The sequence below is a fragment of the Sulfuricaulis limicola genome (assembly GCF_002355735.1).
GTDB classification, from domain to species: Bacteria; Pseudomonadota; Gammaproteobacteria; order Acidiferrobacterales; family Sulfurifustaceae; genus Sulfuricaulis; species Sulfuricaulis limicola.
This window is the reverse complement of record NZ_AP014879.1, coordinates 1,815,487-1,841,093: the sequence shown is the minus strand read 5'-3', so window position 1 is coordinate 1,841,093 and position 25,607 is coordinate 1,815,487. Positions and strand designations below refer to the sequence as shown.

Below are 25,607 nucleotides of genomic sequence, written 5' to 3'. Positions count from 1 at the left end.
GCGCATGTCTACGTTGAAAAAACTGTCGATGTTGTCCATCGGCCTGCTGTTCGCGGCCGGGCTTATTGCCTGTGAAAAGAAAACCACCGTTGAGAAAATCCAGGACGCGGTCAATCCCCAGGGGCCGATGGAAAAGGCCGGTGAAAAGATCGACGAGTCAGTCGATAAAACCAAGGATGCCATGAAGAAATAAACTGACGGCATCACTAAACTAGAGGGCAAGTTCACTCTGAACTTGCCCTCACAGTGAATTACCGTAAAAAGCACCCGATCCGATCGAAACTCCCAGTTTCGAACCCCCAGCCGCGGCATCGGCGTGTTGTTTCAGTTTGCCGATGACAGCCTCATAAGCGAAGTAGAAGTAAATGGCCCGTGCGGTGGAGCATGGGTCGCGCACCAGATCCGCGGATAAGCCGCGCCCTATATAGGGATCAGCGGTTGAGAAGATGGCAGTTGTTTCCTCCCAGGAGCGACGAGCCGGAGATGTACTGTGTAAAATCCTGAAGGGCCCGTGCGATATGCCGGGCCCTTTTTGTGTGCGACGGATTTCCCGGTCGTCGCGCGCGACGAATGCTGAGAAAAACCTACCAGAATGATCGTATACCCGCTCGTCAGACCTAACGCTCCTTCCGGCGCACGTTAGTCCATAGATAACGAACTTATGTGTATGTTTGGTGCCTACGTGGGCTACCGTACAGACAAGTGCTTATTAATATGTACGAAGCGAACGCCGGCGCCGGTGTAGTTGCCCTCAGGGGTGCGAATACAGGCAATGGAACTGCGATGTATCGAGGCAACCAGTGCTCAGGGAGAGGTTTAAGTGATGAAAAGGGGTCTTTTTTATCGGACGTTTCGGGCGTTCTCGTTAGCGGTGCTTTTTACTATAGCAGCTGCCACGAACGCAATAGCCGCCGGCTACTTCGCCCAGGCCGGCAAGATATACGATGCCCAGGGCCAGGAAATCCAGATCCGCGGCATCAGCCATTATGGCTTCAACGCCACCATCCTGCAGCCCCAGTACCTGTGGGCCATGGGCTGGAAAGAGCAAATCGCCCAGATCAAGAGCCTAGGCTTCAACGCCATCCGCGTGCCGTATGTGCCCGATACGCTTTACAACAAAACCCCCGTCAATCAGCTGAGCTACATTGACGCCAAGCTCAATCCGGACCTGATCGGCAAGACCTCGCTGGATGTCATCGACCTGTGGATGGCCGAGGCCGATCGCCAGGGCATGTACATCCTGCTCGATTTCCACAGCGTGTCGAAGCAACGACAGTACCCGACGTGGTTCGTGTCCAACCCGGCCGATTTCAGCCTTATCTATAACAACCAGGCCTACACCAAGGAAAACTGGATACGCGACCTCGTGTTTGTCGCCAAACGCTATGCCAATCTGACCCACTTCCTCGGCATCGATATCTATAACGAGCCCAACGGCATCGTGCGCTGGAGCGCGGGCGACGCCAACGTCACTAATCCGATCTACTTCTGGAAGGCCGCGGCGGAATCCGCCTCGGCGGCGGTGCTGGCGGCCAACCCCAACCTGCTGATTTTCGTTCAGGGCATCAACGGCAACTACGACAGCGTTGAGAACTCCAACATTCCCATGAACTGGGGCGAAGACTTTCAGCCCCAGGCCTATCAGCCACTCAACATCCCGCTCAACAAGCTGGTGCTGACGCCGCACACCTATGGTCCGGACGTGTACGTGAAGTCCTCGTTCAGTGACCCCACGTTCCCGGCCAATCTGCCGGCGCACTGGGATGCCCTGTTTGGCCAGTTCTTCCAGACGCATCCCGTGGTGATCGGTGAATGGGGCGGCAAGTACGGGCAGGGCAGCGGCGGCCAGCAGGACATCACCTGGCAGAACGCCCTGGTGGATTATCTTCTGAGCAAAGGCGTGCGCAACAGTTTCTACTGGTGCTATACCCCCAACAGCGGCGATACCGGTGGCATCCTCGACGACAGTTTGAACGTGCGTCAGGACAAGCTGGCGTTGGTGAAGAAGTTGTGGGGCGCACCAACGACCACGACCACGGTGCCGCCGCCAACGACGACTACGACTACGACGGCACCGCAACCCGCACCCGCAACGCCGTTGCCAACCGCTGGATCGACGGAAATTTTTAACGATGCCATGACGTCTCTCTGGCAGCTTTCCGGCTGGAGCTCGACCTCGACGCTCCAGAATCAACTTGTAAAGTCCGGATTCAGCGCCGTCAAAGTGGACACCACCACCTGGGGCGGGATCAGCTTTGACAGCCGCGACGCCAATTGGAAGTGGGTTGATCAACCCGCCAATCTTTATACCCATCTGAGTTTCGATGTGTCCGCGGGTCCGGTGGTGGGCGCCGCCATGAATTCGCTGGTGGCGAGCCTGGATCTCGGCTGGGGTACGGCCGCGAAAATATCGAATTACGTGCCGTCTTTTGCGCCGGGGGTTTGGTATCACGTCGAAATCCCACTCTCGGTCATGAACCCCAAAGGCGTCTCATTCCGAAAGATTTTATTTCAGAATAACACCACGTCGAACCTGACTTTCTATATCGATAATGTCACGCTGGTTAACCGGAATACGTCGACAACAACCACATCCACTACCACTTCCGGTTCCACGACTGCATCAAGCGGTATTCAGCTTCAAAGCTGCAGCAACATCATGCCACTGGGTGATTCCATCACGCTTGGCGTGAACGGCGGATATCGCAATAACCTGTATACCGGTTTGCAGCAAAACAACTGCGGCGTCAGCTATGTGGGCACACTGTCTGACCAATGGACGCGTGTTGCCGACAAAGATCACGAGGGACACTCCGGGATTACCATCGATGGTATCGCGAGCAGTGTCACTACGTGGACGGCATCTGCGCAACCCAACGTTATTCTTCTCATGGTAGGCACCAATGACATCGCTTGGTGGACAGACAAGAATGCGGATCAAATTGGAGCTCGCCATAACGCATTGATCGATCAACTCAGGACAGCGCGTCCCAATGCCTGGATCTTCGTAGCGTCTATTCCGCCTCAAGCTTCATTGATCATTCAACCAAATAATATCGATCGGGCGGTGCTGACTCAGCAATTCAACGCCGTCATTCGCAGGAATGTGGATGCGCGGGCCGCGGCGGGCCAACGCGTGCGCTTTGTCGATGCCAACTCGGTATTGACGACCGCCGATTTATACGATGGCATTCATCCGACCGAAGCCGCGCATGCCAAGATTGCGCAGAAATTCCTGGACGGGATACGTGCGGCGCTCGGTTCTGCATCAACGACGTCGACGGTAACTTCAGCAACGCCAACGGCAACTTCGACAACCGGCACGACGGCCTACCCGCAACAGGGCATCATGAACTTTTCCCCCAGCTCCGGACCGGTGGGCACGGTGGTGACGCTGAACGGGTCCGGTTTCACCGGCTCGAACCTGGCGTGGGTCGGGGCCGCGCATAACGCCACGGTGAGAGTCATCAGCGACACACAGGCGCAGGTGACCATCCCGGCCGGGGCGACCACCGGCGCCATCGGGATTTTCAACCCAAGTCATGTCGCGTTCACGGCCACGTCCTTCGCCGTGACAACCGGCACGACGGCCTACCCGCAACAGGGCATCATGAACTTTTCCCCCAGCTCCGGCCCGGTGGGCACGGTGGTAACACTGAACGGGTCCGGTTTTACCGGCTCGAACCTGGCGTGGGTCGGGGCCGCGCATAACGCCACGGTGAGAGTCATCAGCGACACACAGGCGCAGGTGACCATCCCGGCCGGGGCGACCACCGGCGCCATCGGCATCTTCAATCCGGCCTACGTGGCGTTTACGGCGAGTTCGTTTACGGTGCAGTAAACGCGCTTTAGTTGGAATACAGGCGTGTAGTATGTAGAGTGGGTGTCGTTCACCAACGGAGCTTTAGTTGGGAATGTTATGGTGTGCGCAGAGGTAGACGGCGCAGGCGGCACATGAGGAGAATGCCTATTCCCCTCGATGCGCCGCCTGCCGATGCGGCCGCCCCTCGATCCGCAAATTGACCCGATCTGCCAATACCCTACCGTCCGCCACGCGCGGGCCAGACGTAGCTACTGCGGATTTTATCATCGGCGTTCACGTAGCCATCGCTCATGCCTACGATCCACGCGTAAGCGGGCCCAAGTGCGGCATAAATCGACGATGACCAGTAGCTGCCTGCCTGAACGCCGCTGAAGCCTTGGATGTTCAGGAAGGATGCTTGATCGGCCGCTTCACTGTTCACCAGACTTTCAAGCTCGTTGACATTCGGCAACCGCCAGTCGGCAGCACCGCAAAGGTCGAGGTTGTTGGCGAAGTCGAGAGCCTGTTGCCAGGTCCGAACGGTGGCATCCGGACTCCGGACCCACATGAGCCCCGTCAAGTTGTCAGTGACGCAGTTGCCGGTGCCGTCTACGCTGAAGCGCGTAGTCGGCCAGGCCACGCCAGCTTGGTGCTCGCCGTCCTGGCCAGTACCGGCGCAATCAATCACCGCGCCAGCGGTGTCGGTGCAGGTGGTCTGACCGGTTTTGGGCAGGTCGGCGGGCGCGGCTTGCGCCGTGGTGAGCGGCAACAGGCATGTGGCCAGTACCAGAATCAGATGAAGGTTACGCATGCTTAGGTTCTCCGTAATCAGGAATCAAAATATTGATATCAAGGGTGACGCAATCTCCATCGTTTTTGTCGTAGAAGGGCGCGAATGTTCGTATTGATCCACGTCATTCTCCGCTGCACGAAAAGGTCCAATATCCAAATACCCTATTGTCCGGTGCGCACGGGCCAGACGTAGTTGCCATCGGACTTAACGTCGGCGAGCACGACACCGTTGAGAAGGATAATGGCCCACGCGTCGGTCGCACTGCCGGCAACACTCGACGATGACCAGTAATTACCTGTTAGCACATTGCTGAAGCCCTGGCTGGCTATCCAGGCGCCGCCGGTCATCCCATAATTGATGAGGCTGCGCAGTTCTTTGCGATTCGGCAGCCGCCAATCGCTATAGCCGCAAAGCTCGAGGCTGGCGGCAGAATCCAGGGCCTGTTGCCAGGTCTGAGCCCTGAAGTTGGACATACGATAATCCGGATCGCGGACCCACATGAGGCCAGTCAAGTTGTCGGTCATGCAGTTGCCGGTGCCGTCCATGCTGAAGCGCGGATTTGGCCAGGCCACGCCGGTCTGTTGCTCGCCATCCTGGTCGGTACCGGGGCAAGCAATCACGGCATTGGTGGCATCGGTGCACGTGGTCTGACCGGTTTTGGGCAGGGCGATGGTGCCGGTACTGGCTGGCGGCACACTTTCACTTCCATTTTCACTCCCGGTTCCACCTCCATCTCCACCGCAGGCGGTAAGCAAGAGGTCGATCAGAATGGCCGTCGATACCAATAAGCGTTTAAGGTTGGACATGGTTCCCTCTTCGGGTATTAAAACTAAAAATGAAGCCCCCAGTTCATGGGTCCCCGGTTAAACCACAGTTACCCGAAGTGTGATGGCGGCGATAGTCGGGCATTGTTCCTCCGCCTGTGGCAACTCTCCTGCCTGCGGCGGAATTCGCCGCACTATTCCTCCCGATGTGGGCGGCGAGCTAGGGATTGAAGTCCTTCACCAGCACCGTGCCGGCGGCGGTGCCGTCGGTTTTCCAGAGCTGATTGCCGCTCTCGTCGTCGTTGGCATTGAAATAAAGCGCATTGTTGAGGACAAAAAAGCTGACAGGAAAGGAATCCGATGCGGTACTGATATCCTTCACCAGCACCGTGCCGTTTGCGGTGCCGTCGGTTTTCCAGAGCTCAACGCCATGCACGCCGTCGTCGGCTCTGAAATAAAGTTCGCCGTTGAAGACGGCGTACAAGACAGGGAAGGAACCCAGCCCGGCGACGGGGTTGATATCCTTCACCATCACCGTGCCGGCGGCGGTGCCGTCGGTTTTCCAGAGCTCTATGCCGTTGACGTCGTCGTTGGCTTGGAAATAAAGCGCGCCGTTGAAAACAGTGAAGTCGGATGGCAAGGAACTCCCAGCGGGGCTGATGTTCTTGACCATTACCGTACCAGCGGCGGTGCCATCGGTTTTCCAGAGTTCGGCGCCGTTCATACCGTCGTAAGCCTGGAAATAAAGTGCGCCGCCAAAGACGGTGAATTCAAAAATAACGGAACCAGAAGTTGTGACGGTATTAATATCCTTCACCAGCACCGTGCCGGCGGCGGTGCCGTCGGTTTTCCACAGCTCACTGTCGCTCACGCCGTCGTCGGCTCTGAAATAAAGCGCATCGTTGAAAACAGTGAGGAAGGCAGGGGAGGCACTCCCACTGGCCTGCGTATTGATGTCCTTCACCATTACCGTGCCGGCGGCGGTGCCGTCGGTTTTCCAGAGTTCAGTGCCGTTCACGCCGTCGTAGGCCGAGAAATAAAGCGCATCGTTGAAGGCGGTGAAGTTATAAGCGCCGGAACTCGACCCGGTCGCGGGATCGATATCCTTCACCAGCACCGTGCCGGCGGCGGTGCCGTCGGTTTTCCAGAGTTCATAGCCGTGCGCGCCGTCGTCGACCTGGAAATACAATGCGCCGTTGAAGACGGTGAATCCGCGCGGGCCAACAGTTGCCCCAGTCGTGGGATCAAAGAGCGGATCGGTCGCGGGATTGATGTTCTTCACCATCACCGTGCCGGCGGCGGTGCCGTCGGTTTTCCAGAGTTCAGAGCCGTTCACACCGTCGTTGCCCTTGAAATAAAATTCGCCGTTGAAGGCCGTAAAGTCGGAGCCGAGGGAACTTACCCCGGGCGCGGGATTGATATCCTTCACCATCGCCGTGCCGGCGGCGGTGCCGTCGGTTTTCCAGGGCTCTAAGCCGTTGACGCCGTCGTCGACGGCCAGGAGCTTGATTTCTGAGGCGACGCCCGATCCGCCGCCACTGCCGGTGGCGCTGTTTGACCCGCTGTCTCCATCGCCGCTCGATCCGCAAGCGCCGAGCGTGAACAGCAAAGCCGTGACGCAGGAAATTCGCAGGCAACTGAACAGGGGTGAGGAGACGAAGACAGTCTGTTTTTTCATAAATTTTCTTCTCGCTTTGCAAAAATGCCAACGCACATTCTGGGCGTCGGGTGGGTAATCACCCGTCTAAAGAAGACGGGTTTGTGCGTGAAAGCGGATAATGAACCCGGAAACCAAGCGGGTCTGTTCGATAGCAGGCTTATACAGAAGAGTTTATTGAAATTCTTCGAACCAGAACGCCTCCCCGAACGACTGGCGCTATAGGGATTTTCAACCCCGCCTACGCCGCGTTCACGGCGAGCTTATTTATTGTTACGAAGCAGGTATGTCAGGGCATATTTTTTCAGCGCGGGCTCAGGCAGCGGGCCCGTTACCGGCGCTGTGTCATCACCAGCCTGTCGCAAGGTGTGGCGCCGGATAAGGCGCTTGCCTAACGCGATTCCGGGCCGCTCTATGAAGGCATAGCCGAGCGCAGCGCTGAGCAGCAGTATGCCCGCACAGACGATACCGATGGCCCAGTAGTTCAGTGGCGATGCCATGGCAAAGTTCCTGATCGGCTCGATCGCGAAAACCAGGGTCAGCACCAGTCCCTGCATCAGGTACAGGCTGTAACTGATGTTTCCCAGCCGGCGCGCGGGCGTGGTCGTGAGTAAACCGAATATCGACGCGCCCGAGCACACGAGATAGAAAAACAGCGCCAGCAACATCGCGGTAGCTGTACCATAACCGTTGCGCGACGTGGCGAGCACGGTCAGCAGCAATACCAGCGCCATGGCCGAAGACAGAGCGTGCGGGATTCGCAGTCTCGTGTTCTCGTGCAGCAGCGAGGCGACGGCCATGCCGCACAAAAAAAGCACCGCGAGACCAATCGCGTTGATTTGCAGCAACACCTTTCCGGCGAGACAGAGGGCAAGCGCACCAAGCACAAACAGCAAATGGAATCTGCCGCGGGCAAAATACGCCGTCGCCATAAGCGAGGCATAGAACGCCCATTCGTACGAAATCGTCCAGGTCACACCGGCGAGCACGTGGGTGGCCCGGTAGCCATTGACATCGGGCTGTGCATCCACCACGCCGAGGGCCAGCCATTGAAGCACCGATCCCGCCACGACGCCCGCCGGCTCATGCAACTGAAAGCCGGTGCGCGCGAACACGATGTAAAGCATCACGAGCACGACGAACAGATACATGGGCCCGATGCGGAACAGCCGGCCTGTATACAGATCGTGCCAGCGTGGCCGACCCTTCGCGCGCAGCATTTTCCCCCAAAACAGGAAACCGGTGATCATGAAGAACAGCGACACCCCGACCGGCCCCAGCAAGGCGTAGAAGCGGGAGTCCGGCACGTCCCATATGCCGGTCTCGATGAACCGGTGCACCACGACAAGATGGAAAACGAATACGCTGAGGGCGGAGAATCCCCTGAGCCCGTCAAGCGCGGAGTAGCGCGCGCCCGGACTGGGCGTGTTGTCTACAAAGAGAAACTGGGGCAATGCTGCGATTCCCATGACGACTGCCATGAGAACGAAGTATGCCCATGTGGCGTCGAGGTTCATGTGGATCCCGGCGTAGCACGGCAATAATCATGGCCGATACACCTGCTACAGATAAAGGTAACAGCTATTCCGACATGGCCAGTGTCCCACCGCACCCGGCCTGTTTCTGTACGGTAGAACACCTTCTGCCTCACTGTGTACGAGACCGCACAGACCGCACGGGCATGCGCCGATTAGTTTTCAGATGAGCGCCTGAGGCCTGGTGACAGCCAGGCGGAAAATCGCCGGTTGAAGCGGCGATCACTGTGCCCGGTCCTTGCGTGATTAAGCGGGCACGGGTCGGCGGGAATCTTGTATACAACCGGAGAAAAAGTGATGCACCTCAAGGCAATCATGTTTCGGGGTATTCTGCTGTGCGCGTTGTTGAGCACGTCTGCGTCCGTCAGCGCGTCGTCTGACTGGCCGGAGTGGAACGATTTCGTCGAACGTTTTGTGCAGGCCGACGGCCGTGTGATCGATATAACCTTCGAACGCAAAAGTACGTCGGAAGGGCAGTCGTACGGGATGTTCTTTGCCCTGGTCGCCAATGACCGTGCCAGGTTTGACTCCATTCTCAAGTGGACCTCCGATAATCTCGCCGCCGGACAGCTGGGCAAAAAACTCCCCGCCTGGCATTGGGGATTGCGCGATGACGGCAGTTGGGGCGTGAAGGATGAGAATGCCGCTTCCGATGCCGATTTATGGATCGCCTACAGCCTGCTGGAAGCCGCGCGTTTGTGGAAGGCGCCGGATTATGCCGATACCGCCCACAAGCTGCTGGTCCTGATCCGGCGTCACGAGATTGCCCAGGCGGGAAGCGCCGGCCCGGTGCTGCTGCCGGGGCCCGTTGGTTTCCAGCTCGATAAAGGACGTTTTTGGCTTAATCCCAGCTATTACCCGGAGTTCATGTTTCGCTACCTGGCCGCGGTCGACCCGAAAGGTCCGTGGCAGGCGGTGTGGGACAGCTATCGTCGCATGACGCCAAAAGTTTTCAGTGCAGGCGTTGCGCCTGATTTGTTCGTGGTCGATTCCACGGGCAGGGTCATGCCGGACACCCAGCGTGAACCCTCCGGGAGCTACGACGCCATTCGCGTGTATCTCTGGGCGGGGATGTCCGGGCGCAGCAGCCGGGAAACGGTCAAGATGCTCTCCACTTATGCCGTGCTGATCCGCCAGCTCGGTGTACCGCCCGAGAAGGTCAATCCGGTTACCGCCGTGGCAGTAAAATCCGATTATTCGCCGGTCGGCTATTCGGGCGCAGTGTTGCCGTTCCTGAGCGCGCTCGGCGACAAGCCGACACTGGAAAAGCAGCATGAGCGGGTGCGGGCCGCCTTGTTGCGCGCCAAACAGGGTGAGCCTGCCAACTATTACGATCAGGTATTGATTTTGTTCGGCAAAGGCTGGCTCGATGGCCAGTACCGTTTCGACGACCAGGGGCGTTTGCTGCCTAAATGGATGCGCTGACGTTGCGATGCCCGTGCTCGGCATGCGTCCGTTGCGCCAGTACAGGCGTTGGTTCTGAAGCGGAAGCCACGGGCAAGGCCGGTTGATTGGACGCTGCCACCACCAGCCGGAGACGCGCCGGCTGGGCAGCAAGCACGGCGGGCAGGGTCTGCAGGTTGGGTGTCGGCAGCGCCTGCGGCACAGGTGTCGTTACCTTGCGAAGTACAATCTCGGCCTTATGCAGCAGCGCAAAGACGCGCGGCCCACGCACGAGATAACGCTTTGCCATGCGTCGCGGGGCTTGCATCAGACGGTAGGACCATTCCATGCCGCTGCGCTGCATCCACAACGGCGCGCGGCGCTCGTCGCCGGTGAGGAAGTTGATCGAGGCACCAATGCACAGCACCAGGCCACGGGCGATACCACGTGTCTTCAGTAGCTGTGCCACGGCTTCTTGCTGCGGGGCACCCACCGCCAGCAGGCAGAAACGAAACGGGCTATGGGTCTCGATGAAACGCAAGCAGGTTTCCACTGCCTCCGGATCGCGAATGAATCCCATCGGCGGATTGAAGTGCGCCAGATTCCGCAGACCATAGCGTTCGCCAAGCTTGCGTGCCTGTTCGTTACTGCCGCCGATCAGCACCAGCGGGTCGTCCGGCGAGATTACATCGGATAAGAGCTTTGCCGTGAGATCGCTGCCAGTGCAAACCGGCAGATGAAGTCCCTTGGTGATGCGCAATACATGCGCCAGGAAGCGGCTGTCCAGGAGTATGTAGCTGGCAGCGGCGTAGAGCGCGCGGAACGAGACATCCTCGTGCAGGCGGATCATGTGATCCGCGTTCGGCGTCACCACATAGCCGTAACGGTCCTGTCCGAAGCTGGCAGCGACATCCGTGAATCCTGCGACATCGTAATTGTCGAACTGAAAAGTTAATTTCGCGGCGCGTGCTTGTGGAATGACGGGAACCGGCCTGAGCAGCATGTCCGCGAGCGCATCAATCGCCACCAGCGGCAACATCGCCAGGGTTATTATCCAGCGGGGCAAATAATCCTCCGCCCCCTTGACCACCGCGTCCCAGCGCTTGATCGGCCGATCCGCCAGCAAATTCACCGGCACGTTACCCCCCACGTAACCGATGGTGCGGTACGGCACCGTCAGCCCCACGTTCGGCGGACACAGCCCGATCGGCACCGACAGGGCCTTCAGACGCTGCACCACCGACAACACCCGCTGCTCCGCCGTGGGCGGCAGCGTCAGCAGAATCCAGTCGATCTGGCGGGTCTTGCCCAGCTCGATCAATTGCGCGAGAGTGCCGGCCGGCTTGATCACGCCGGGCACCGCACCAATGATTTTGTCATCGAAGACACCCAACAGCTCGATGGTCTCCGGCCGGGTCTGGCGCAGCGCCTGCACCAGCCGGTCGGCTACCGGACCGGCGCCGACCACGGCGATGACTTCGGTCAACACCCCCTGGCGCTGCAGATGCCGCACCGTCCGGGCCACCAACACCCGCGTAAGCGAAGTCAGCAACAGACTCGTGGCAAACCAGGTCACCAGCCAGCCGCGCGGAAAGGGTTCCAGCGCCTGACTGACGCCACCCAGCGCCAGCACCACGCCGGCAAAGATCGCAAAGCGCAGGACATGGGAGCGCACCAGCACCGGCATCTGCCCGCGGCTGGCGACCGCGCCGAAGCGCTTGTCATAAAGAATGAACGGCGCCAGCACCGCCGCGACCAGCGCCGCCGACGCGAAATCGCCCCCGAAGCCGGGGGCGAGATCCGGTGGTGCCAGCCACTGGGCGTAGAGCAGGGTGCTGAGGGAGGCGGCGAGGAGGAGGCACAGCAGATCGAATAACAGGAGCAGACCGCTGGCCATGGAAACCACGCTGTAACTCAATCCGGATTTGTCGGATTGCGTTGTAACGTTGGTCAAAGATTCATCGAATGAATCTATTTGGTATTCATTGGGTAGATTCATGTGGCGCCCGGAGGTTGGATTTATGGAGCAGAAGATAATCATCAAACAACTCAGCGTCTGTGCGTCGCCGTACTCTGTGCGTTGTCGCACATTGTTCTTCCGATACCGGCATCCGCACGGCGAACCGGCAGCAATCAGATACGGGCGATTTCGCTGCGATATTTTTTAATGCGTGGTGACAACAGCAATAAGACGAGATTCAAAAATGAACAGTTGGCAGGGATGTTTACTTGGTTTTGAAAACGAAAACAGGGAGATGTGCCGGGCTGGCTCTATTTCTAAAAAGCGTTAGTCCTCTTGAGAACCTCGCGGCAGGTCAGCACCAGGATTTTCAGGTCCAGCAGCAGCGACCAGTTTTCTATATAGTGCAGATCCAGTTCCACGCGCCGATGCAATTGCGCCGTGGTATCGACAGCGCCACGCGAACCGTTTACCTGCGACCATCCGGTAATGCCGGGTTTTACGCGGTGACGATGGGCATACAGGCCGGTTATTTCATGGCACAGCCGGTCTTCGGTTCGCATATTGACCGCGTGCGGCCGAGGGCCAACCAGCGACATATTTCCTTTAAGAACGTTAAAGAGTTGCGGCAGTTCATCCAGGCTCGACGCGCGCAGGAAGCGGCCGACGCGCGTGACGCGGTCATCATTACGCGAAGTTTGCCTGAGGTTTTCGGTCGCTGCCGCGGGATTCCAGCGCATGGTACGGAATTTATAGATATCGAATTCGTGGTTGTTAAAGGCGTGCCGCCGCTGTTTGAAGATGACCGGCCCCGGGTCGTCGAGCTTGATCGCCAGGGCGATAAGAGCCAGAAGCGGCAACAGCAGCAGGGTGATGACCCCGCCGATCAGGTAATCCTCCGCCCCCTTGACCACCGCGTCCCAGCGCTTGATCGGCCGATCCGCCAGCAAATTCACCGGCACGTTACCCCCCACGTAACCGATGGTGCGGTATGGCAGCGTCAGGCCCACGTTCGGCGGACACAGCCCGATCGGCACCGACAGGGCCTTCAGACGCTGCACCACCGACAACACCCGCTGCTCCGCCGTGGGCGGCAGCGTCAGCAGAATCCAGTCGATCTGGCGGGTCTTGCCCAGCTCGATCAATTGCGCGAGAGTGCCGGCCGGCTTGATCACGCCGGGCACCGCACCAATGATTTTGTCATCGAAGACACCCAACAGCTCGATGGTCTCCGGCCGGGTCTGGCGCAGCGCCTGCACCAGCCGGTCGGCTACCGGACCGGCGCCGACCACGGCGATGACTTCGGTCAACACCCCCTGGCGCTGCAGATGCCGCACCGTCCGGGCCACCAACACCCGCGTAAGCGAAGTCAGCAACAGACTCGTGGCAAACCAGGTCACCAGCCAGCCGCGCGGAAAGGGTTCCAGCGCCTGACTGACGCCACCCAGCGCCAGCACCACGCCGGCAAAGATCGCAAAGCGCAGGACATGGGAGCGCACCAGCACCGGCATCTGCCCGCGGCTGGCGACCGCGCCGAAGCGCTTGTCATAAAGAATGAACGGCGCCAGCACCGCCGCGACCAGCGCCGCCGACGCGAAATCGCCCCCGAAGCCGGGGGCGAGATCCGGTGGTGCCAGCCACTGGGCGTAGAGCAGGGTGCTGAGGGAGGCGGCGAGGAGGAGGCAGGCAAAATCGCCCAGCGGAAGCAGATCGCTGGCTACCGTAGCCACACTGCGGCTCAACACGCGCCGCGCGGGCCGCCCAATGTGACTGCCCCAAGTCCCTTCGGAGAAATTCATGCGCGGAACATAAACTTTCAGCGACTCAGAGTCTGTGCGTCGCCGTACTCAGTGCGTTGGCGTACAGACTCTGAGTGTGTCGTGAATCAGACTGACCGGGTTTGAATCAGCGGCCTGCGCCGGTGCAAGACATGTCTTATGTGCGTGCGGTCAATACCAGATCGTTCTAACCGGAAATGAATCCAGCCATGGTCGACGGGTTAAAGCGAGCACCAGCCCATGCAAAGTCGGGCATTCTCCTAACGGCGACTCTCCGTTGGCCGATCGCAGCCCGTCTTGCTATTGCCTTTTCCAGTATGGGCTGCCGCGTGGACGCAGTCTGTCCGCGCCAGCATCCCGTGACCACGACGCGAGCCATCCACCGGATTTACCCATACTCCGCGCTGAAGCCATTGGTTTCGTTGCGCGCCGCCATCGAATCGTCTGCGCCCGATCTCGTCATTCCTTGCGATGACGATGCGGCAGCCCACCTTCATCAGTTATATGTGCGCACCGGCGAAACAGGCCCATCGGCGAATGCATTACGTGCTCTTATTGCGCGCTCGCTGGGCACGCCCCAGGCTTGTGCGCTCGCGACGGCGAGGGGCCGATTGATGGCCCAGGCCGCGGAGGAGGGGGTGCGTATCCCGGAAACCGCCGTGGTGACGAGGCCGGGCGAACTGAATGCCTGGCTCGCGCAGCACGGCTTTCCAGCAGTGATCAAAGCAGACCGCACCTGGGGCGGACAGGGGGTCTCGATCGTTCGTAATCACGAGGAGGCCGAGCATGCCTTTGGGGCCATGAGGTCGCGTCCGGCCTTGGTGAATGGCGTGGCGCGCATGCTCCTGGAACGAGACCCGTCATTTTTTCTGAATTTACTGAAAGAAACGCGACGCAGCATTATCCTGCAAGATTTCATACCGGGTACTCCCGCCAACCGGGCGGTCGCATGCTGGCAGGGACAGGTTCTGGCAGGCATCAGCGTGGAAGCGATCAGGACGCAGCACCCGACGGGACCGGCCACCGTCGTGCGCGTCATCGAGAATCCGGAGATGTCCGAGGCGGTGAATCGGCTGGTGCGCCGGTTCGGGATTTCCGGATTGTGGGGGGTTGATTTTGTCCTGGAGGCACTGACCGGAGCCGCTTACCTTATCGAAGTGAATCCGCGCGCCACACCCATTTGTCATCTGCCGCTGGGTGCGGGACGGAATCTCCCTGCCGCGCTTTATGCACAATTGACAGGAACTTCGCCTGTTGCGCCGCCTGCAACGATAGATCACGATGTCATCGCCATGTTTCCCGGCGAGTGGCACAGGGATCGCGGCAGCCCCTATCTGCGCACGGACTATCACGACATACCGTGGGACGAGCAAGGGCTGGTTCAGGATTGCCTCGATCGGCCCTGGTCGGAGCGCGGCATGATCGCCCGTTGGTGGGCGCGTATGCGCCGGAAGTCGTCCATTCTGCCGGCCCGGCATAAAGATCCGGCCAGCGCGCCGGTTAGTGTGGATTACGCGTACGATCATTTGAGCTTAAACGGATTCAAACACCTTGCTTCCTCAACCCTCGCTGATAAAAAAACCACGTTCGCCCGATAGGCCTTTTCGTTATCGGGTCAGGGAAGCAATCCAAAAACTGAGACTTGATATTGTGAGCCGACATAGACCTTGCCGTTTGCCACGGTCGGAACGCTGAACTTGATCGCCGGTCCGGGATAATCACGCCCCGAGTTTTGATTGCTGTTGTAGAGTTCGATCGAAACGTCTGCGGCCGAGTAAGCATGGAGTACGGCCGGCGCGCCGGATCCATTGGTCTCCAGCGCCCACACGATCCCGTCGGTTGAACCGTTGGCGGAAATAACGGCCGTGGCACCGGGCCAGCCGAAGATGGATGTCGATTGCTTCGAGAGGGAAAGTTGCCCATTACTCAAGACATAGGCATTCAGCCTGTCTCCGGCAGCCGCCATGTAGACTGTATTCTTGAAGTACGCCGGAGTCCCGAACAGCGGGTACGGCCGCGGCAGAGATTGCACGATCTGGCTGTCATTCGCTGCCTGAAACTTTCCCATGTTGTCGCGGTTCAACAGGTAAATGGTGCCCTGCTTGCCGGCGCTCACCAAAAGATGCGCAGGTCCCGCGGACTGATCCGGCAGCAGCAGTGCGCCGCCCGAGCCCAGGTCGCCGTTCACGGCCGCCAGGGTGGCCTGGTTAAACGGCGTGAAGTAATCGGCTACCGTGAGCGCTGCACCCGAAAGCTTGAGGAATGTGTTTCCGTAATTGCTGCCGCCGGAGGCCGCATCGAAGCTGCCATCCCCCGTGATGAGATAGATGCTGCCGTTGGCATCGGCCGCCGCGCCGCCGCCACTTTGCCAGATTCCTCCCTCGTTCCCATTGGGCGTGCTGCTGAAGGCACCGAGAAGGTTTAGGGTCTTCGAATCATAGGTCAGCACCCAGCCGTGGTGGTTGCCGAGATCACAAAACGAGCCAGTGGCGATATAGAGGACATTGTTGCTCAGCAATAGCGCCGCACGCTGGTTTTCCAGAAGTGAATTGAAAACGAGCCGGCCCTTGCCGTCATTGGGCGCCGCGGTACCGGGGACGGAGGCTTGAAGTTTCATTCCTGTTCCGAACTTTTCATTTCCGGTGGCGATATCAAGCGCATGCAGGCGATGTGCGTAAGCGCCGTTTTCTTTCGTCATCGCCACCACGTAGAGGATGCCCGTGACGGAATCAATAACCGGCGTGCTCGTGATTCCGATTTCGGGGTTGATATCGTCGCAGTTGGTGTCGCGGCTCGGCACGGTGGTTATGCCGTTAACAGGATCAATGAAGCTGGTACGCCAAAGCGGAACACTGGTCTTATTATCGGCATCGAAGGCATAGACGCTATTGTGTTCGGTAGCCACGAATACGACATTGTGAAGCTGGCCGGCGATACGCACATTCGTTGCGTAGAGCGGCTGGGCGTAGACAGAACCATCCACGGGATATGAAAAGAGCTTACCGAACGTCGTGCCGTTGACATTCGCGGGCGTGAGCAGCGTTTCCTGGAGATTCTGTCCGGTACGCGCGTTGTCATTATGATAAGTGAGGACATTGACCGCCGTCGGAGGGCTCGGAGGCGCCGGGGCTGGCACCGTCGTATCCGGAGTGGACGGATCCGTCGCAGTGGTTCCACCACTGTCACTGCTTGAACAGCCTGTAAAAAAGCTGGCAGCCAGCAGCGCTGCGACAAGAAATATCCTGGTTTCAGCTTCAGGTCGGATGACTATTTCTGGGAGCCTTCCTGTAATTTCCATCGCAGCGGATATCATGCTCCAAGCCCATGGCGTGACCGGGTTCATTTACCGCTCGCAGTGTGATCCCGGAAAAGCGGTTAATCGGTGCGTCAACGCACACTTGCCTCGGTGTTCAGACAGGCGGCGACACAATCACAGATCACTAATTAGTTCTTTATGTGCGCTGACGTACAGCATCCGTGCGCAGATGCGTATTAACTGACAAGCAGAGGAATTCAATGTCAATTGCCACACCCGCCCGGATAACCAACAGCGTATTGCGGTCCCTGCCACCCAAGGAAAACCAGCGCATGCTCGCCGCCAGCGAACAGGTAAGGCTTGTGTATGGCGATGTGCTTTGTGAGCCCGGCATGCCAATACGGCATGTTTACTTTCCCAACAGCGGTGTCATATCCCTGCTGACTCCATTGGGCGGGCATGAGAGCGTGGAGGTCGGGCTGGTCGGGAGGGAAGGCATGGCGGGAATGGGACTCTTTTTGGGCAGCGGTGTTTCCCCCGTGCAAATGCTGGTGCAAGGCTCAGGCAGCGCGACGCGAATGAAGGCAACGTCGTTTCGCAACGAGATAAAGCGCAGCCCTGCGCTGCAACTCGGGTTGAGCCACTATCTCTATGCGTTCATGGCACAGGTGGCACAAACCGCCGCCTGCAACCGCCATCATCAGCTGGGGCAGCGCCTGGCGCGCTGGCTTTTGATGACGCAGGACAGGCTGCAGTCGAACGAGTTTCATCTTACACAGGAATTCCTCGCGCACATGCTCGGAGTGCGCCGTGTCGGTGTAACCCGGGCGGCCGGGCTGCTGCAGGAAAAAAAACTTATCAGTTATCGCCGGGGCAGCCTTACCGTTCTCGATCGCAAGGGTCTGGAGCGCGCCTCGTGCCGCTGCTATCGGGATGTCAACAATCTCCGTGATCGCATGCTGGATTAGGAAGCAGCTTGTGCTTTGACTCCGAAGCCTGAACCCATCTGTTACCAGGGCGCCTGCTTGGACGTGGCGTCGTTGTTTTTGCCAGCCTTATGTGCGACAGCGCACCGAAGGTTTTGGGGGGAAAGGGAATAATTATTATGATCAGTGATTATCGAATGACAAAAGGAGGCTGCGATGAGCGAAGAAACAATGGGTGAATTCAATCGGACCAAGGGAAAAATGGTCGACGATTTCAAGGCAATCGTTACCGATGCCGATGATCTGTTACAGGCGACGGCGAAAGTGTCCGGTGAAGGCTTCAACGTCGCACGCGCAAAGTTTGCGGAGAGGCTGAAGAGCGCCAAGACGAGTCTGGCGGAGGCTGAGCGGAACGTGGTCGACAAGGCCAAGCAGGCCGCGACGGCAACCGACGATTACGTGAAGGGCAATCCGTGGACCGCCGTGGGCATCGCCGCGGGGATTGGCGTATTAATCGGCTTTTTGGTCGCAAAGCGTTAATACTTCACTGGAGATCAGCCAGTGAAGCGTGATATCCAGACCGCCGGCGCGCCGCCTGCTGTGGGGCTATACGGTTCCATCAAGAACCTGGCCGCGAGCCTGGTTTCCCATCTGCATACCCGGTTGGAACTTTTTGCAATCGAGTTTGCCGAGGAAAAACTCAGGCTGACGTCGCTTTTAGTGGGGGTGATATTGGCGCTGTTTTTTTCTTTTATGACGCTGATCCTCGCGGTGCTGTTCATCATCGCGGCATATTGGGACACGCCCTACCGGCTGCACGCCGTGGCAATTCTCGCCGTGTTGTTTCTGGCGGGCGCCGGGATTACCGGAGCCATGGTTCGCGCCAGGTTGAAATCAGGGCCGCGTCTGTTCGAAGCGAGCCTGGCCGAGCTCTACAAAGACCGGCAGCAGTTGAATTCACCATGACCCATGCGACAGCTTTAGCGTTGGTGAGGCAACGCGACGATCTCGTCGCGCAAATTGCCATTGAGCGCGCCGCGATCGCGCGCAATAGTGCTTCGCTGCGGCAACTCTCTCGAATGATTGACAAAGTCAGCAGAGGAATCCATTACCTCAAACGTCACCCTGAGACTTTACTGCTACCCGTGGTCATCACGGTTTTGGCGCGTCCTTGGCGCTTGTTGGCTTTGGCGGTCAGTGGCTTCGGGGCATGGCGGATGGTGCAGAGTTGGCGACGTCGGATCCTGTCATGAATACCGCAACCCAAGCAGTTCTGGTTATGGTGTTATTTTTGGAAAAAAATAACCGGCGCTAGTAATAGCCGAACGCTTGATGATTCGTGTTTTCTTTAATGGAGAGCCTCAAACTTATTGAGGACCCGAGTCAAGTATTTGTCCGAAGTATTTCCTGCCACCCTAACTAACGGAGAATTAAAGATGAAAAAATTCTTTCTTATAGCTGTATTGGCCACCCTGCCGCTTTTAGCGCCGCTTGGCCGGGCGGACGATGCCCAATATGATAAGAACAAAGAACCGGCGGCCATGACAGAGAAAGACAAGCAGATGCAGATGGGCAAGATGCAGGAGAACATGCTGCGGATGCACGAGCAAATGCACAAGATCATGGCAGCGAAGAATCCGCAGGAGCGCGAACGGCTCATGCAGGAGCACGCCAAGATGATGCAGGCCAGCATGCAGATGATGCATGGCACGATGGGCGGCTGCGGGATGATGGGCGGTGACGTCAAGGGCGGCAGGATGGATGGCGGGATGAAAGGCATGTAAGGTATACACACGGACAGCGTAACGCGCCGTGCACAGTGTCCACCCTGCCCACACGTGAAGAGCTATCCACCGTCTGCTTCAGTCGCGTCGCTGACTTTGGACGTGAATATCACCGCCGCTCTGGCGTCGGTGGACGTAATGCATCATGGCCGGAAGGTCACCATCATGCGCAATCAGGATCAGAACAATACGGTCAATCCTGATTTTGCCAAGACTTCGCGAAAATGCCCACCGTTCTGCATTCAACCCGCGGAACTGGCGCCGGGCGTGAAAACCATTGGTGAACTGGAAGTGTTGCAGTTTCTCAAGAAAATAAATGACGGCGATGCATCAATCATGGTAGTCGATTCGCGTACGCCCGACTGGGTGGAAAAGGGGGCTATTCCTGGAACGGTGAATATTCCATGGGACAAGCTTGATATCGGCAAGTCCGGCTCGACCGCCGTGGGGGATATTTTAGAGAAACAACTCAGCGCCAGGCGGCAGGATGGCTTCTGGAATTTTGACGGTGCCAAAACGCTGGTGATGTACTGCAACGGTTCCTGGTGCGGACAGTCGCCGACCAATATCAAGGACTTGCTGAAAATCGGTTATCCGGCGCACAAATTATTCTGGTATCGCGGCGGCATGCAGGATTGGGAAAACCTGGGGCTGACCACGGTCGAGCCATTGGGTAAATAATCGTTTATAGATGGCAGTCGCCACTCGGGCATTTCCGTGGGTTCAGCGGCCGGCGGGCTCATCTTCAATATAGTCGCGTTGCCGGACACCTCCTTAAAGAGAATATTTTTCGCGCTGAAAATGACCCACTTGAATACAAGAGCGATCATTTCGTGAAGCAAGAAAAACCGTACGTACTGGCGATGAATGGCGGCTCGTCGAGCATCAAGTTTACGTTGTATCGGATGGGTGATTCGCTGAAACGACGGTTGCATGGCAAAGTCGACCGCATCGGGTTGCGCGGCACCACGCTGACATTTGACGACCTGGAACACAATCAGCACGACAGCCGTATCATCGGCGACTTCGGTCACCGGCCGGCGGCGAACTTTCTACTCGATTGGCTCGACGAGCAAATCGGCCTCGTGTCGATCGAGGCCGTAGGCCACCGCATCGTCTACGGCAGCGCCCACTACAACGAGCCGCAACGCGCTACCCCGGAATTGCTCGATGCGCTGCGCCGCATCAGCGTTTACGCGCCGGAGCATCTGCCTTCCGAGATTACCGTGATCGATTTATTTCGCGAGCGGGTTCCGGGTATGTTGCAGATAGCGTGCTTCGATACCGCTTTTCATCACAATATGCCGCGGGTCGCTAAGATCCTGCCCATACCTCGGCGTTTCCAGGAGCATGGCATCGAGCGCTACGGTTTTCACGGCCTGTCTTATTCGTACCTCATGGAAGAGTTGGTGCACGTGGCTAGCGCCGAGGCGGCGCGGGGCAGGGTGATCCTGGCCCACCTTGGAAATGGGGCAAGCCTGGCCGCGGTTCGCGGCGGTAAAAGTATCGACACCAGCATGGGCTTCACGCCGGCCGCCGGCGTGCCGATGGGCACCCGTTCCGGCGATCTCGATCCAGGGCTGGTTGGCTACCTGGCGCAAACCGAGCACATGACCGCTGAGCAGTTTCATCACATGGTCAATCATGAATCGGGATTGCTCGGTGTTTCAGAAACGAGTTCCGATCTACGCGATCTGCTGGTGCGCGAAACCGAAGATGTTCGCGCCGCCGAAGCGGTGGCGCTGTTCTGCTACCAGACAAAAAAGTGCATCGGGGCGTTTGCCGCCGCGCTCGGTGGGCTGGACACGCTCGTCTTTGCCGGCGGCATCGGCGAGAACTCACCGGTTATTCGAGCGCGTATCTGCGGCGGGCTGGAATTTCTTGGAATCGAGATCGAGGAAAAACGCAATGTGGCGAATGTGGACGTAATTTCCGCGGAGACCAGCCGGGCCGTTGTTCGCGTCATGCATACGGATGAGGAAGTGATGATCGCGAAATTAGTCTGCCGCGTTTTGGGCCTCCCCATTGAAAAGGAAAATGCATATGGACATGAAGACAAAAAATCCTAAACTCAAGGACCAACCGTTGTCACCCGATCTTCTGCGCAAAATGAACGCTTATTGGCGGGCCGCCAACTACCTGTCGGTTGGTCAGATTTATTTGTACGACAATCCGCTGCTCAAAAAGCCCCTGAAACTGGAACATGTGAAACCGCGGCTGCTGGGTCATTGGGGCACCACGCCAGGTTTGAATTTCATCTACGTGCATCTCAACCGCATCATCAAGCAGTATGACCTCAACATGCTCTATGTCACCGGGCCAGGACACGGTGGACCGGGTCTGGTGGCAAATACTTATCTGGAGGGGACCTACAGCGAGCTTTATCCAAACATCTCGCAGGACGAGCGCGGTCTGAAACGGCTGTTCACGCAATTTTCATTTCCCGGCGGCATCCCCAGCCACGTGGCGGCGGAAACGCCAGGTTCTATCAACGAAGGCGGCGAGCTCGGCTATTCCCTGATGCACGCGTACGGCGCTGCATTCGATAACCCCGATCTGCTGGTCGCTTGTGTAGTTGGCGATGGCGAAGCGGAGACCGGAGCGTTGGCCACCAGCTGGCATTCGAACAAATTTCTTAATCCGGTGCACGACGGCGCGGTGCTGCCCATCCTGCACCTGAACGGTTACAAGATTGCCAGTCCGACGATCCTCGCCAGAATCGGCCGCGAGGAACTGGAAGCGTTGTTCCGCGGCTACGGATATAAGCCGTATTTCGTCGAAGGCGACGATCCGGAAAAAGTTCACCCACTCATGGCCGCGACGCTCGACCGGATCGTCGAGGAGATCCGCCAGATTCAATCTGTGGCGCGCCGCCAGGGTTTCAAGCAGCGTCCCCTGTGGCCCATGATTATTCTGCGCACGCCGAAAGGCTGGACCGGGCCTAAAGAAGTAGATGGCTTGAAAACGGAGGGTTCGTGGCGCTCACACCAGGTGCCATTGGCGAACCTGGCCGAAAATCCTGCGCATCTGCGGCTGCTGGAAAAGTGGATGAAAAGTTACCGCCCGCAAGAACTTTTCGATGCGTCCGGCAAGTTTGTGGCGGAACTCGCCGAGCTGGCACCACAAGGCGATCGCCGCATGGGAGCGAATCCGCATGCCAACGGCGGTTTGCTGCTGCGTGATCTTGACCTGCCCGATTTTCGCGATTACGCCGTCAAAGTCCCTGGTCCCGGTTCGGTGAAGGCCGAGGCCACGCGCGTTACCGGCGCCTTCTTGCGTGATGTGATGCGGCAGAATATGACGGCACGTAACTTCCGCGTCTTCGGTCCGGATGAAACGGCATCGAATCGTCTGGCGGATATATTTGAAGTCACCGACCGTGCATTCATGGGTGAGATTCAGAAGAGCGACACGCAACTTGCGCCTGATGGCCGCGTGATGGAAGTCTTGAGTGAACATCTGTGTCAAGGCTGGCTGGAAGGCTACCTCCTGACCGGCCGCCACGGATTTTTCTCCTGCTACGAAGCTTTTATTCACGTTGTGGACTCCATGTTCAATCAACACGCCAAGTGGCTGAAGGTGACGCGCCGGATTTCCTGGCGGCGACCCATCGCCTCACTGACTTATCTATTAACTTCGCATGTGTGGCGGCAGGATCATAACGGCTTCAGCCATCAGGACCCTGGTTTCATCGATCACGTGGTCAATAAAAAAGCCGATGTCATCCGTGTTTACCTGCCGCCCGATGCCAATACCTTGCTGTCGGTGACTGATCATTGTTTACGCAGCCGCCATTACGTCAATGTTATCGTTGCCGGCAAGCAACCGGAACTGCAATGGCTGGACATGGATGCCGCCATCAAACATTGCACGGCCGGACTGGGCGTCTGGAAATGGGCCAGCAACGACGAGGGCGGCGATCCCGATGTGGTGATGGCTTGCGCCGGCGATGTGCCGACTCTGGAGACGTTGGCCGCGGTGGAGATGCTGCGGCAGCAGCTTCCGGAACTTAAGATCCGCGTCATCAACGTGGTGAACTTGATGGCCTTGCAGCCGCAGAGCGAACACCCTAACGGCCTGAGCGACAAGGATTTTGACGTTTTGTTCACCACGGATAAACCCATTATTTTCGCGTATCACGGCTATCCCTGGTTGATCCATCGTCTGACCTATCGGCGCACCAATCATGATAATTTGCACGTGCGTGGCTACAAGGAAGAAGGAACGACCACCACACCCTTCGACATGGCGGTGCTCAACGATATAGATCGCTTCCACTTGGCCAAAGACGTCATTGATCGGGTGCCGAGCCTGGGTTCGCGTGCCGCCTACCTGACCCAAGTCATCCGCGACAAGCTCATCGAACACCAGCAATACATACGACAACACGGCGAGGATATGCCAGAGATCCGGCATTGGAGATGGGGCGTCAAGAAAATGAGGAAGAAAGCCTCAGCACGTCAATGAACGAAGCGCTTCCCAAGGTTTATCTAGTCCGGCATGGTGAAACCGCATGGTCTATCAGCGGACAACACACCGGCCGAACTGACATCCCGCTTACCGAACAGGGCGAGCACGCCGCACGGGAATTGGGTGCTCGGTTGAAAGGTTTGAACTTCGCCAACGTTTTCACCAGTCCGCTGCAACGTGCGCGGCGGACCGGCGAGCTGGCAGGATTCGGTGAATCCGCAGAGACCGATTCCGATCTGATGGAATGGGACTACGGCAGTTACGAAGGCCGGCGTACGTCAGAGATCCGCGCCGAGCGCCCCGCGTGGCGTTTGTTCGAGAACGGTTGCCCGGGCGGGGAAACGCTGGCGCAGGTGGCTACGCGCGCGGATCGTGTCATTGCTCGTATCCGTGCGCTCAGGAACGACGTGCTGGTCTTCGCGCACCGTGACCTGTTACGCATCCTCATCGCGCGTTGGGTCGCGTTGCCCGCTCTCGAAGCTCGTCGCCTGTATCTTGCGACGGCCTCCGTGAGTATTCTGGGTTGCGACCATGGCTTGGATGAGCCAGTCATCCGTCTGCTCAATGACGCGCGGTACTCGGTGTAGTGCACACTATCCTCTGGTACCGAGGCGGTATGCAGGATTGGGAAAATCCGGGGCTGACACGGTCAAGCCGGAGAGTGAATAAGTCAAGTCCTCGAGGTTAAGTCACTGCGGGGAGTGCCTTGGCTGGTCGCTGCTGAAATCAGCGAGCCCGCGGTCAGAGCGCCAAGATATGCTTCAAATACCTGTTATTGGTTATTGGAGGAGACCGGTACGGATGAAAAATCATGAAGATCTTTTCAATTTCCCTTCGATCCACGCAGCAATCCCGCCAGCCCGATAATCGTCACGACAACCCCGCCGACCAGCATCCATATCGCCTTGTCGGTCGGTGCGTCGGTGAAAACCCGGGAAATGTCGGAACTGATTGAATTCGATGCGTTGATGCCGAAGACCACCAGCAGTATTCCTGCGGCCAGAATGGCGAGCGAGATCGCCTTGTCCATCGGAAAATCTCCTTAATTGCTACGGTCTGGACTTTTCGTTGATATGCGACAGGATCGCAACCAATAGCGCCGCTATGGACAGCACGAAAATATATAAAATATTATCCAGGTGCTGAGAATTGGTTGACGCCAGATATGTGATTGCCGACGGCGTGCCGATCAAAATGCTCATTTTCAACATGACACTTCTCCTTCTCTGGGTAAGGCGCGCGGGAAGGGGGCGCTGGCCATCATTCCTGCCACCTGATATTCATGCACGGTCTCGCGAGAGAGTCACAGGGCCTTTCTTCCGCCGATGACGTTGAGCAGAACAACCACGATGGCGAGCACCAGCAGGATGTGAATAAAACCGCCCATGGTGTAGGAGGAGACAAGCCCCAGGAGCCACAGGACGACCAAAACAACAGCGAGCGTATATAACATGACAATTCTCCTTTTCTTTGCATTGACGCTGCGTTCAATGAGAACC

At 58.0% G+C, this 25,607-nt stretch carries 23 protein-coding genes; 13 read left to right on the top strand and 10 right to left on the bottom strand.

Features of this window, described 5'->3' with window-relative positions:
• The first annotated feature begins 4 nt into the window (after nucleotides 1–4).
• Nucleotides 5–193 (top strand): hypothetical protein, encoded by a 189-nt coding sequence (locus SCL_RS08840; RefSeq protein WP_148665053.1) that lies wholly within the window; start codon nucleotides 5–7, stop codon nucleotides 191–193.
• A 630-nt stretch (nucleotides 194–823) separates the two neighbouring features.
• Nucleotides 824–3,841 (top strand): cellulase family glycosylhydrolase, encoded by a 3,018-nt coding sequence (locus SCL_RS08835; protein WP_096360878.1) that lies wholly within the window; start codon nucleotides 824–826, stop codon nucleotides 3,839–3,841.
• Nucleotides 3,842–4,040: 199 nt separating this feature from the next.
• Here the strand turns inward: SCL_RS08835 and SCL_RS08830 are convergent, their stop codons facing one another.
• From SCL_RS08830 to SCL_RS08815, 4 genes are all read right to left on the bottom strand, one after another.
• Nucleotides 4,041–4,613 (bottom strand): Lcl C-terminal domain-containing protein, encoded by a 573-nt coding sequence (locus SCL_RS08830; RefSeq protein WP_096360877.1) that lies wholly within the window; start codon nucleotides 4,611–4,613, stop codon nucleotides 4,041–4,043.
• 143 nt (nucleotides 4,614–4,756) lie between these two features.
• Nucleotides 4,757–5,401, bottom strand: coding sequence for an Lcl C-terminal domain-containing protein (locus SCL_RS08825; protein WP_096360876.1), 645 nt, complete (start codon nucleotides 5,399–5,401; stop codon nucleotides 4,757–4,759).
• A gap of 178 nt (nucleotides 5,402–5,579) precedes the next feature.
• Complete coding sequence (locus SCL_RS08820) at nucleotides 5,580–7,037, bottom strand: ELWxxDGT repeat protein (RefSeq protein WP_096360875.1); 1,458 nt, start codon at nucleotides 7,035–7,037, stop codon at nucleotides 5,580–5,582.
• A gap of 242 nt (nucleotides 7,038–7,279) precedes the next feature.
• On the bottom strand, nucleotides 7,280–8,533 hold the full coding sequence (locus SCL_RS08815; protein ID WP_096360874.1) for an acyltransferase family protein: 1,254 nt from the start codon (nucleotides 8,531–8,533) through the stop codon (nucleotides 7,280–7,282).
• 315 nt (nucleotides 8,534–8,848) lie between these two features.
• Between SCL_RS08815 and bcsZ the strand changes: the two genes are divergently transcribed.
• On the top strand, nucleotides 8,849–9,976 hold the full coding sequence (bcsZ, locus tag SCL_RS08810; protein ID WP_096360873.1) for a cellulose synthase complex periplasmic endoglucanase BcsZ: 1,128 nt from the start codon (nucleotides 8,849–8,851) through the stop codon (nucleotides 9,974–9,976).
• On the opposite strand, the gene SCL_RS08805 is transcribed toward bcsZ, so the two are convergent.
• On the bottom strand, nucleotides 9,960–11,888 hold the full coding sequence (locus SCL_RS08805; RefSeq protein ID WP_172425995.1) for a WecB/TagA/CpsF family glycosyltransferase: 1,929 nt from the start codon (nucleotides 11,886–11,888) through the stop codon (nucleotides 9,960–9,962). The two genes, bcsZ and SCL_RS08805, sit on opposite strands and share 17 nt — an antisense overlap.
• Before the next feature lie 323 nt (nucleotides 11,889–12,211).
• The gene (locus SCL_RS08800) at nucleotides 12,212–13,693 is read right to left on the bottom strand and encodes an exopolysaccharide biosynthesis polyprenyl glycosylphosphotransferase (RefSeq protein WP_096360871.1); all 1,482 of its coding nucleotides are present in this window, start codon (nucleotides 13,691–13,693) and stop codon (nucleotides 12,212–12,214) included.
• Between the two features lie 338 nt (nucleotides 13,694–14,031).
• Between SCL_RS08800 and SCL_RS08795 the strand changes: the two genes are divergently transcribed.
• Complete coding sequence (locus SCL_RS08795; protein ID WP_172425994.1) at nucleotides 14,032–15,270, top strand: ATP-grasp domain-containing protein; 1,239 nt, start codon at nucleotides 14,032–14,034, stop codon at nucleotides 15,268–15,270.
• 17 nt (nucleotides 15,271–15,287) lie between these two features.
• On the opposite strand, the gene SCL_RS08790 is transcribed toward SCL_RS08795, so the two are convergent.
• Nucleotides 15,288–17,015 (bottom strand): PQQ-binding-like beta-propeller repeat protein, encoded by a 1,728-nt coding sequence (locus SCL_RS08790; protein ID WP_148665052.1) that lies wholly within the window; start codon nucleotides 17,013–17,015, stop codon nucleotides 15,288–15,290.
• A 245-nt stretch (nucleotides 17,016–17,260) separates the two neighbouring features.
• On the opposite strand from SCL_RS08790, the gene SCL_RS08785 reads away from it, so the two are divergent.
• The 9 genes from SCL_RS08785 to SCL_RS08745 all read left to right on the top strand — a co-directional run bounded on the left by SCL_RS08785 (nucleotide 17,261) and on the right by SCL_RS08745 (nucleotide 24,695).
• Nucleotides 17,261–17,896 carry a Crp/Fnr family transcriptional regulator gene (locus SCL_RS08785; protein ID WP_197702578.1) on the top strand — a complete coding sequence of 212 codons (636 nt, stop codon included), beginning with the start codon at nucleotides 17,261–17,263 and terminating at the stop codon, nucleotides 17,894–17,896.
• Between the two features lie 174 nt (nucleotides 17,897–18,070).
• Complete coding sequence (locus tag SCL_RS08780; protein WP_096360867.1) at nucleotides 18,071–18,394, top strand: ElaB/YgaM/YqjD family protein; 324 nt, start codon at nucleotides 18,071–18,073, stop codon at nucleotides 18,392–18,394.
• Nucleotides 18,395–18,415: 21 nt separating this feature from the next.
• Nucleotides 18,416–18,820, top strand: a complete 405-nt coding sequence (locus SCL_RS08775; protein ID WP_096360866.1) for a phage holin family protein — start codon at nucleotides 18,416–18,418, stop codon at nucleotides 18,818–18,820.
• Nucleotides 18,817–19,107: a YqjK family protein gene (locus tag SCL_RS08770; RefSeq protein WP_096360865.1), complete on the top strand. Its 291-nt coding sequence runs from the start codon at nucleotides 18,817–18,819 to the stop codon at nucleotides 19,105–19,107. The genes SCL_RS08775 and SCL_RS08770 overlap by 4 nt, the downstream gene beginning before the upstream one ends.
• Nucleotides 19,108–19,290: 183 nt before the next feature.
• On the top strand, nucleotides 19,291–19,638 hold the full coding sequence (locus SCL_RS08765) for a hypothetical protein (protein WP_096360864.1): 348 nt from the start codon (nucleotides 19,291–19,293) through the stop codon (nucleotides 19,636–19,638).
• Nucleotides 19,639–19,692: 54 nt separating this feature from the next.
• Nucleotides 19,693–20,319 (top strand): rhodanese-like domain-containing protein, encoded by a 627-nt coding sequence (locus tag SCL_RS08760; RefSeq protein WP_420823625.1) that lies wholly within the window; start codon nucleotides 19,693–19,695, stop codon nucleotides 20,317–20,319.
• Between the two features lie 152 nt (nucleotides 20,320–20,471).
• Nucleotides 20,472–21,707 carry an acetate/propionate family kinase gene (locus SCL_RS08755; protein ID WP_197702576.1) on the top strand — a complete coding sequence of 412 codons (1,236 nt, stop codon included), beginning with the start codon at nucleotides 20,472–20,474 and terminating at the stop codon, nucleotides 21,705–21,707.
• On the top strand, nucleotides 21,688–24,105 hold the full coding sequence (locus SCL_RS08750; protein ID WP_096361914.1) for a phosphoketolase family protein: 2,418 nt from the start codon (nucleotides 21,688–21,690) through the stop codon (nucleotides 24,103–24,105). Before SCL_RS08755 ends, SCL_RS08750 begins: the two co-directional genes overlap by 20 nt.
• Complete coding sequence (locus tag SCL_RS08745; protein ID WP_096360863.1) at nucleotides 24,102–24,695, top strand: histidine phosphatase family protein; 594 nt, start codon at nucleotides 24,102–24,104, stop codon at nucleotides 24,693–24,695. Before SCL_RS08750 ends, SCL_RS08745 begins: the two co-directional genes overlap by 4 nt.
• A gap of 236 nt (nucleotides 24,696–24,931) precedes the next feature.
• Here SCL_RS08745 and SCL_RS08740 read toward each other — a convergent pair whose 3' ends face one another.
• From SCL_RS08740 to SCL_RS14080, 3 genes are all read right to left on the bottom strand, one after another.
• Nucleotides 24,932–25,138: a DUF3185 family protein gene (locus tag SCL_RS08740; protein WP_096360862.1), complete on the bottom strand. Its 207-nt coding sequence runs from the start codon at nucleotides 25,136–25,138 to the stop codon at nucleotides 24,932–24,934.
• Between the two features lie 19 nt (nucleotides 25,139–25,157).
• On the bottom strand, nucleotides 25,158–25,319 hold the full coding sequence (locus SCL_RS14265; protein WP_172425993.1) for a hypothetical protein: 162 nt from the start codon (nucleotides 25,317–25,319) through the stop codon (nucleotides 25,158–25,160).
• Nucleotides 25,320–25,411: 92 nt separating this feature from the next.
• Entirely contained in the window at nucleotides 25,412–25,561 is a 150-nt protein-coding gene (locus tag SCL_RS14080) for a lmo0937 family membrane protein (RefSeq protein WP_148665051.1), read from the bottom strand.
• Nucleotides 25,562–25,607: the final 46 nt, after the last annotated feature.

What these genes read in the sequence shown, in the direction of transcription:
- SCL_RS08825 (WP_096360876.1), bottom strand. Translation starts at nt 5,401, where the DNA reads ATGTCCAACCTTAAACGCTTATTGGTATCGACGGCCATTCTGATCGAC.
- SCL_RS14265 (WP_172425993.1), bottom strand. Translation starts at nt 25,319, where the DNA reads ATGTTGAAAATGAGCATTTTGATCGGCACGCCGTCGGCAATCACATAT.
- SCL_RS08780 (WP_096360867.1), top strand. Translation starts at nt 18,071, where the DNA reads ATGAGCGAAGAAACAATGGGTGAATTCAATCGGACCAAGGGAAAAATG.
- SCL_RS08830 (WP_096360877.1), bottom strand. Translation starts at nt 4,613, where the DNA reads ATGCGTAACCTTCATCTGATTCTGGTACTGGCCACATGCCTGTTGCCG.
- SCL_RS08770 (WP_096360865.1), top strand. Translation starts at nt 18,817, where the DNA reads ATGACCCATGCGACAGCTTTAGCGTTGGTGAGGCAACGCGACGATCTC.
- SCL_RS14080 (WP_148665051.1), bottom strand. Translation starts at nt 25,561, where the DNA reads ATGTTATATACGCTCGCTGTTGTTTTGGTCGTCCTGTGGCTCCTGGGG.
- SCL_RS08765 (WP_096360864.1), top strand. Translation starts at nt 19,291, where the DNA reads ATGAAAAAATTCTTTCTTATAGCTGTATTGGCCACCCTGCCGCTTTTA.
- SCL_RS08740 (WP_096360862.1), bottom strand. Translation starts at nt 25,138, where the DNA reads ATGGACAAGGCGATCTCGCTCGCCATTCTGGCCGCAGGAATACTGCTG.
- SCL_RS08820 (WP_096360875.1), bottom strand. Translation starts at nt 7,037, where the DNA reads ATGAAAAAACAGACTGTCTTCGTCTCCTCACCCCTGTTCAGTTGCCTG.
- SCL_RS08790 (WP_148665052.1), bottom strand. Translation starts at nt 17,015, where the DNA reads ATGAACCCGGTCACGCCATGGGCTTGGAGCATGATATCCGCTGCGATG.
- bcsZ (WP_096360873.1), top strand. Translation starts at nt 8,849, where the DNA reads ATGCACCTCAAGGCAATCATGTTTCGGGGTATTCTGCTGTGCGCGTTG.
- SCL_RS08815 (WP_096360874.1), bottom strand. Translation starts at nt 8,533, where the DNA reads ATGAACCTCGACGCCACATGGGCATACTTCGTTCTCATGGCAGTCGTC.
- SCL_RS08745 (WP_096360863.1), top strand. Translation starts at nt 24,102, where the DNA reads ATGAACGAAGCGCTTCCCAAGGTTTATCTAGTCCGGCATGGTGAAACC.
- SCL_RS08750 (WP_096361914.1), top strand. Translation starts at nt 21,688, where the DNA reads ATGAAGACAAAAAATCCTAAACTCAAGGACCAACCGTTGTCACCCGAT.
- SCL_RS08835 (WP_096360878.1), top strand. Translation starts at nt 824, where the DNA reads ATGAAAAGGGGTCTTTTTTATCGGACGTTTCGGGCGTTCTCGTTAGCG.
- SCL_RS08840 (WP_148665053.1), top strand. Translation starts at nt 5, where the DNA reads ATGTCTACGTTGAAAAAACTGTCGATGTTGTCCATCGGCCTGCTGTTC.
- SCL_RS08800 (WP_096360871.1), bottom strand. Translation starts at nt 13,693, where the DNA reads ATGAATTTCTCCGAAGGGACTTGGGGCAGTCACATTGGGCGGCCCGCG.
- SCL_RS08785 (WP_197702578.1), top strand. Translation starts at nt 17,261, where the DNA reads ATGCTCGCCGCCAGCGAACAGGTAAGGCTTGTGTATGGCGATGTGCTT.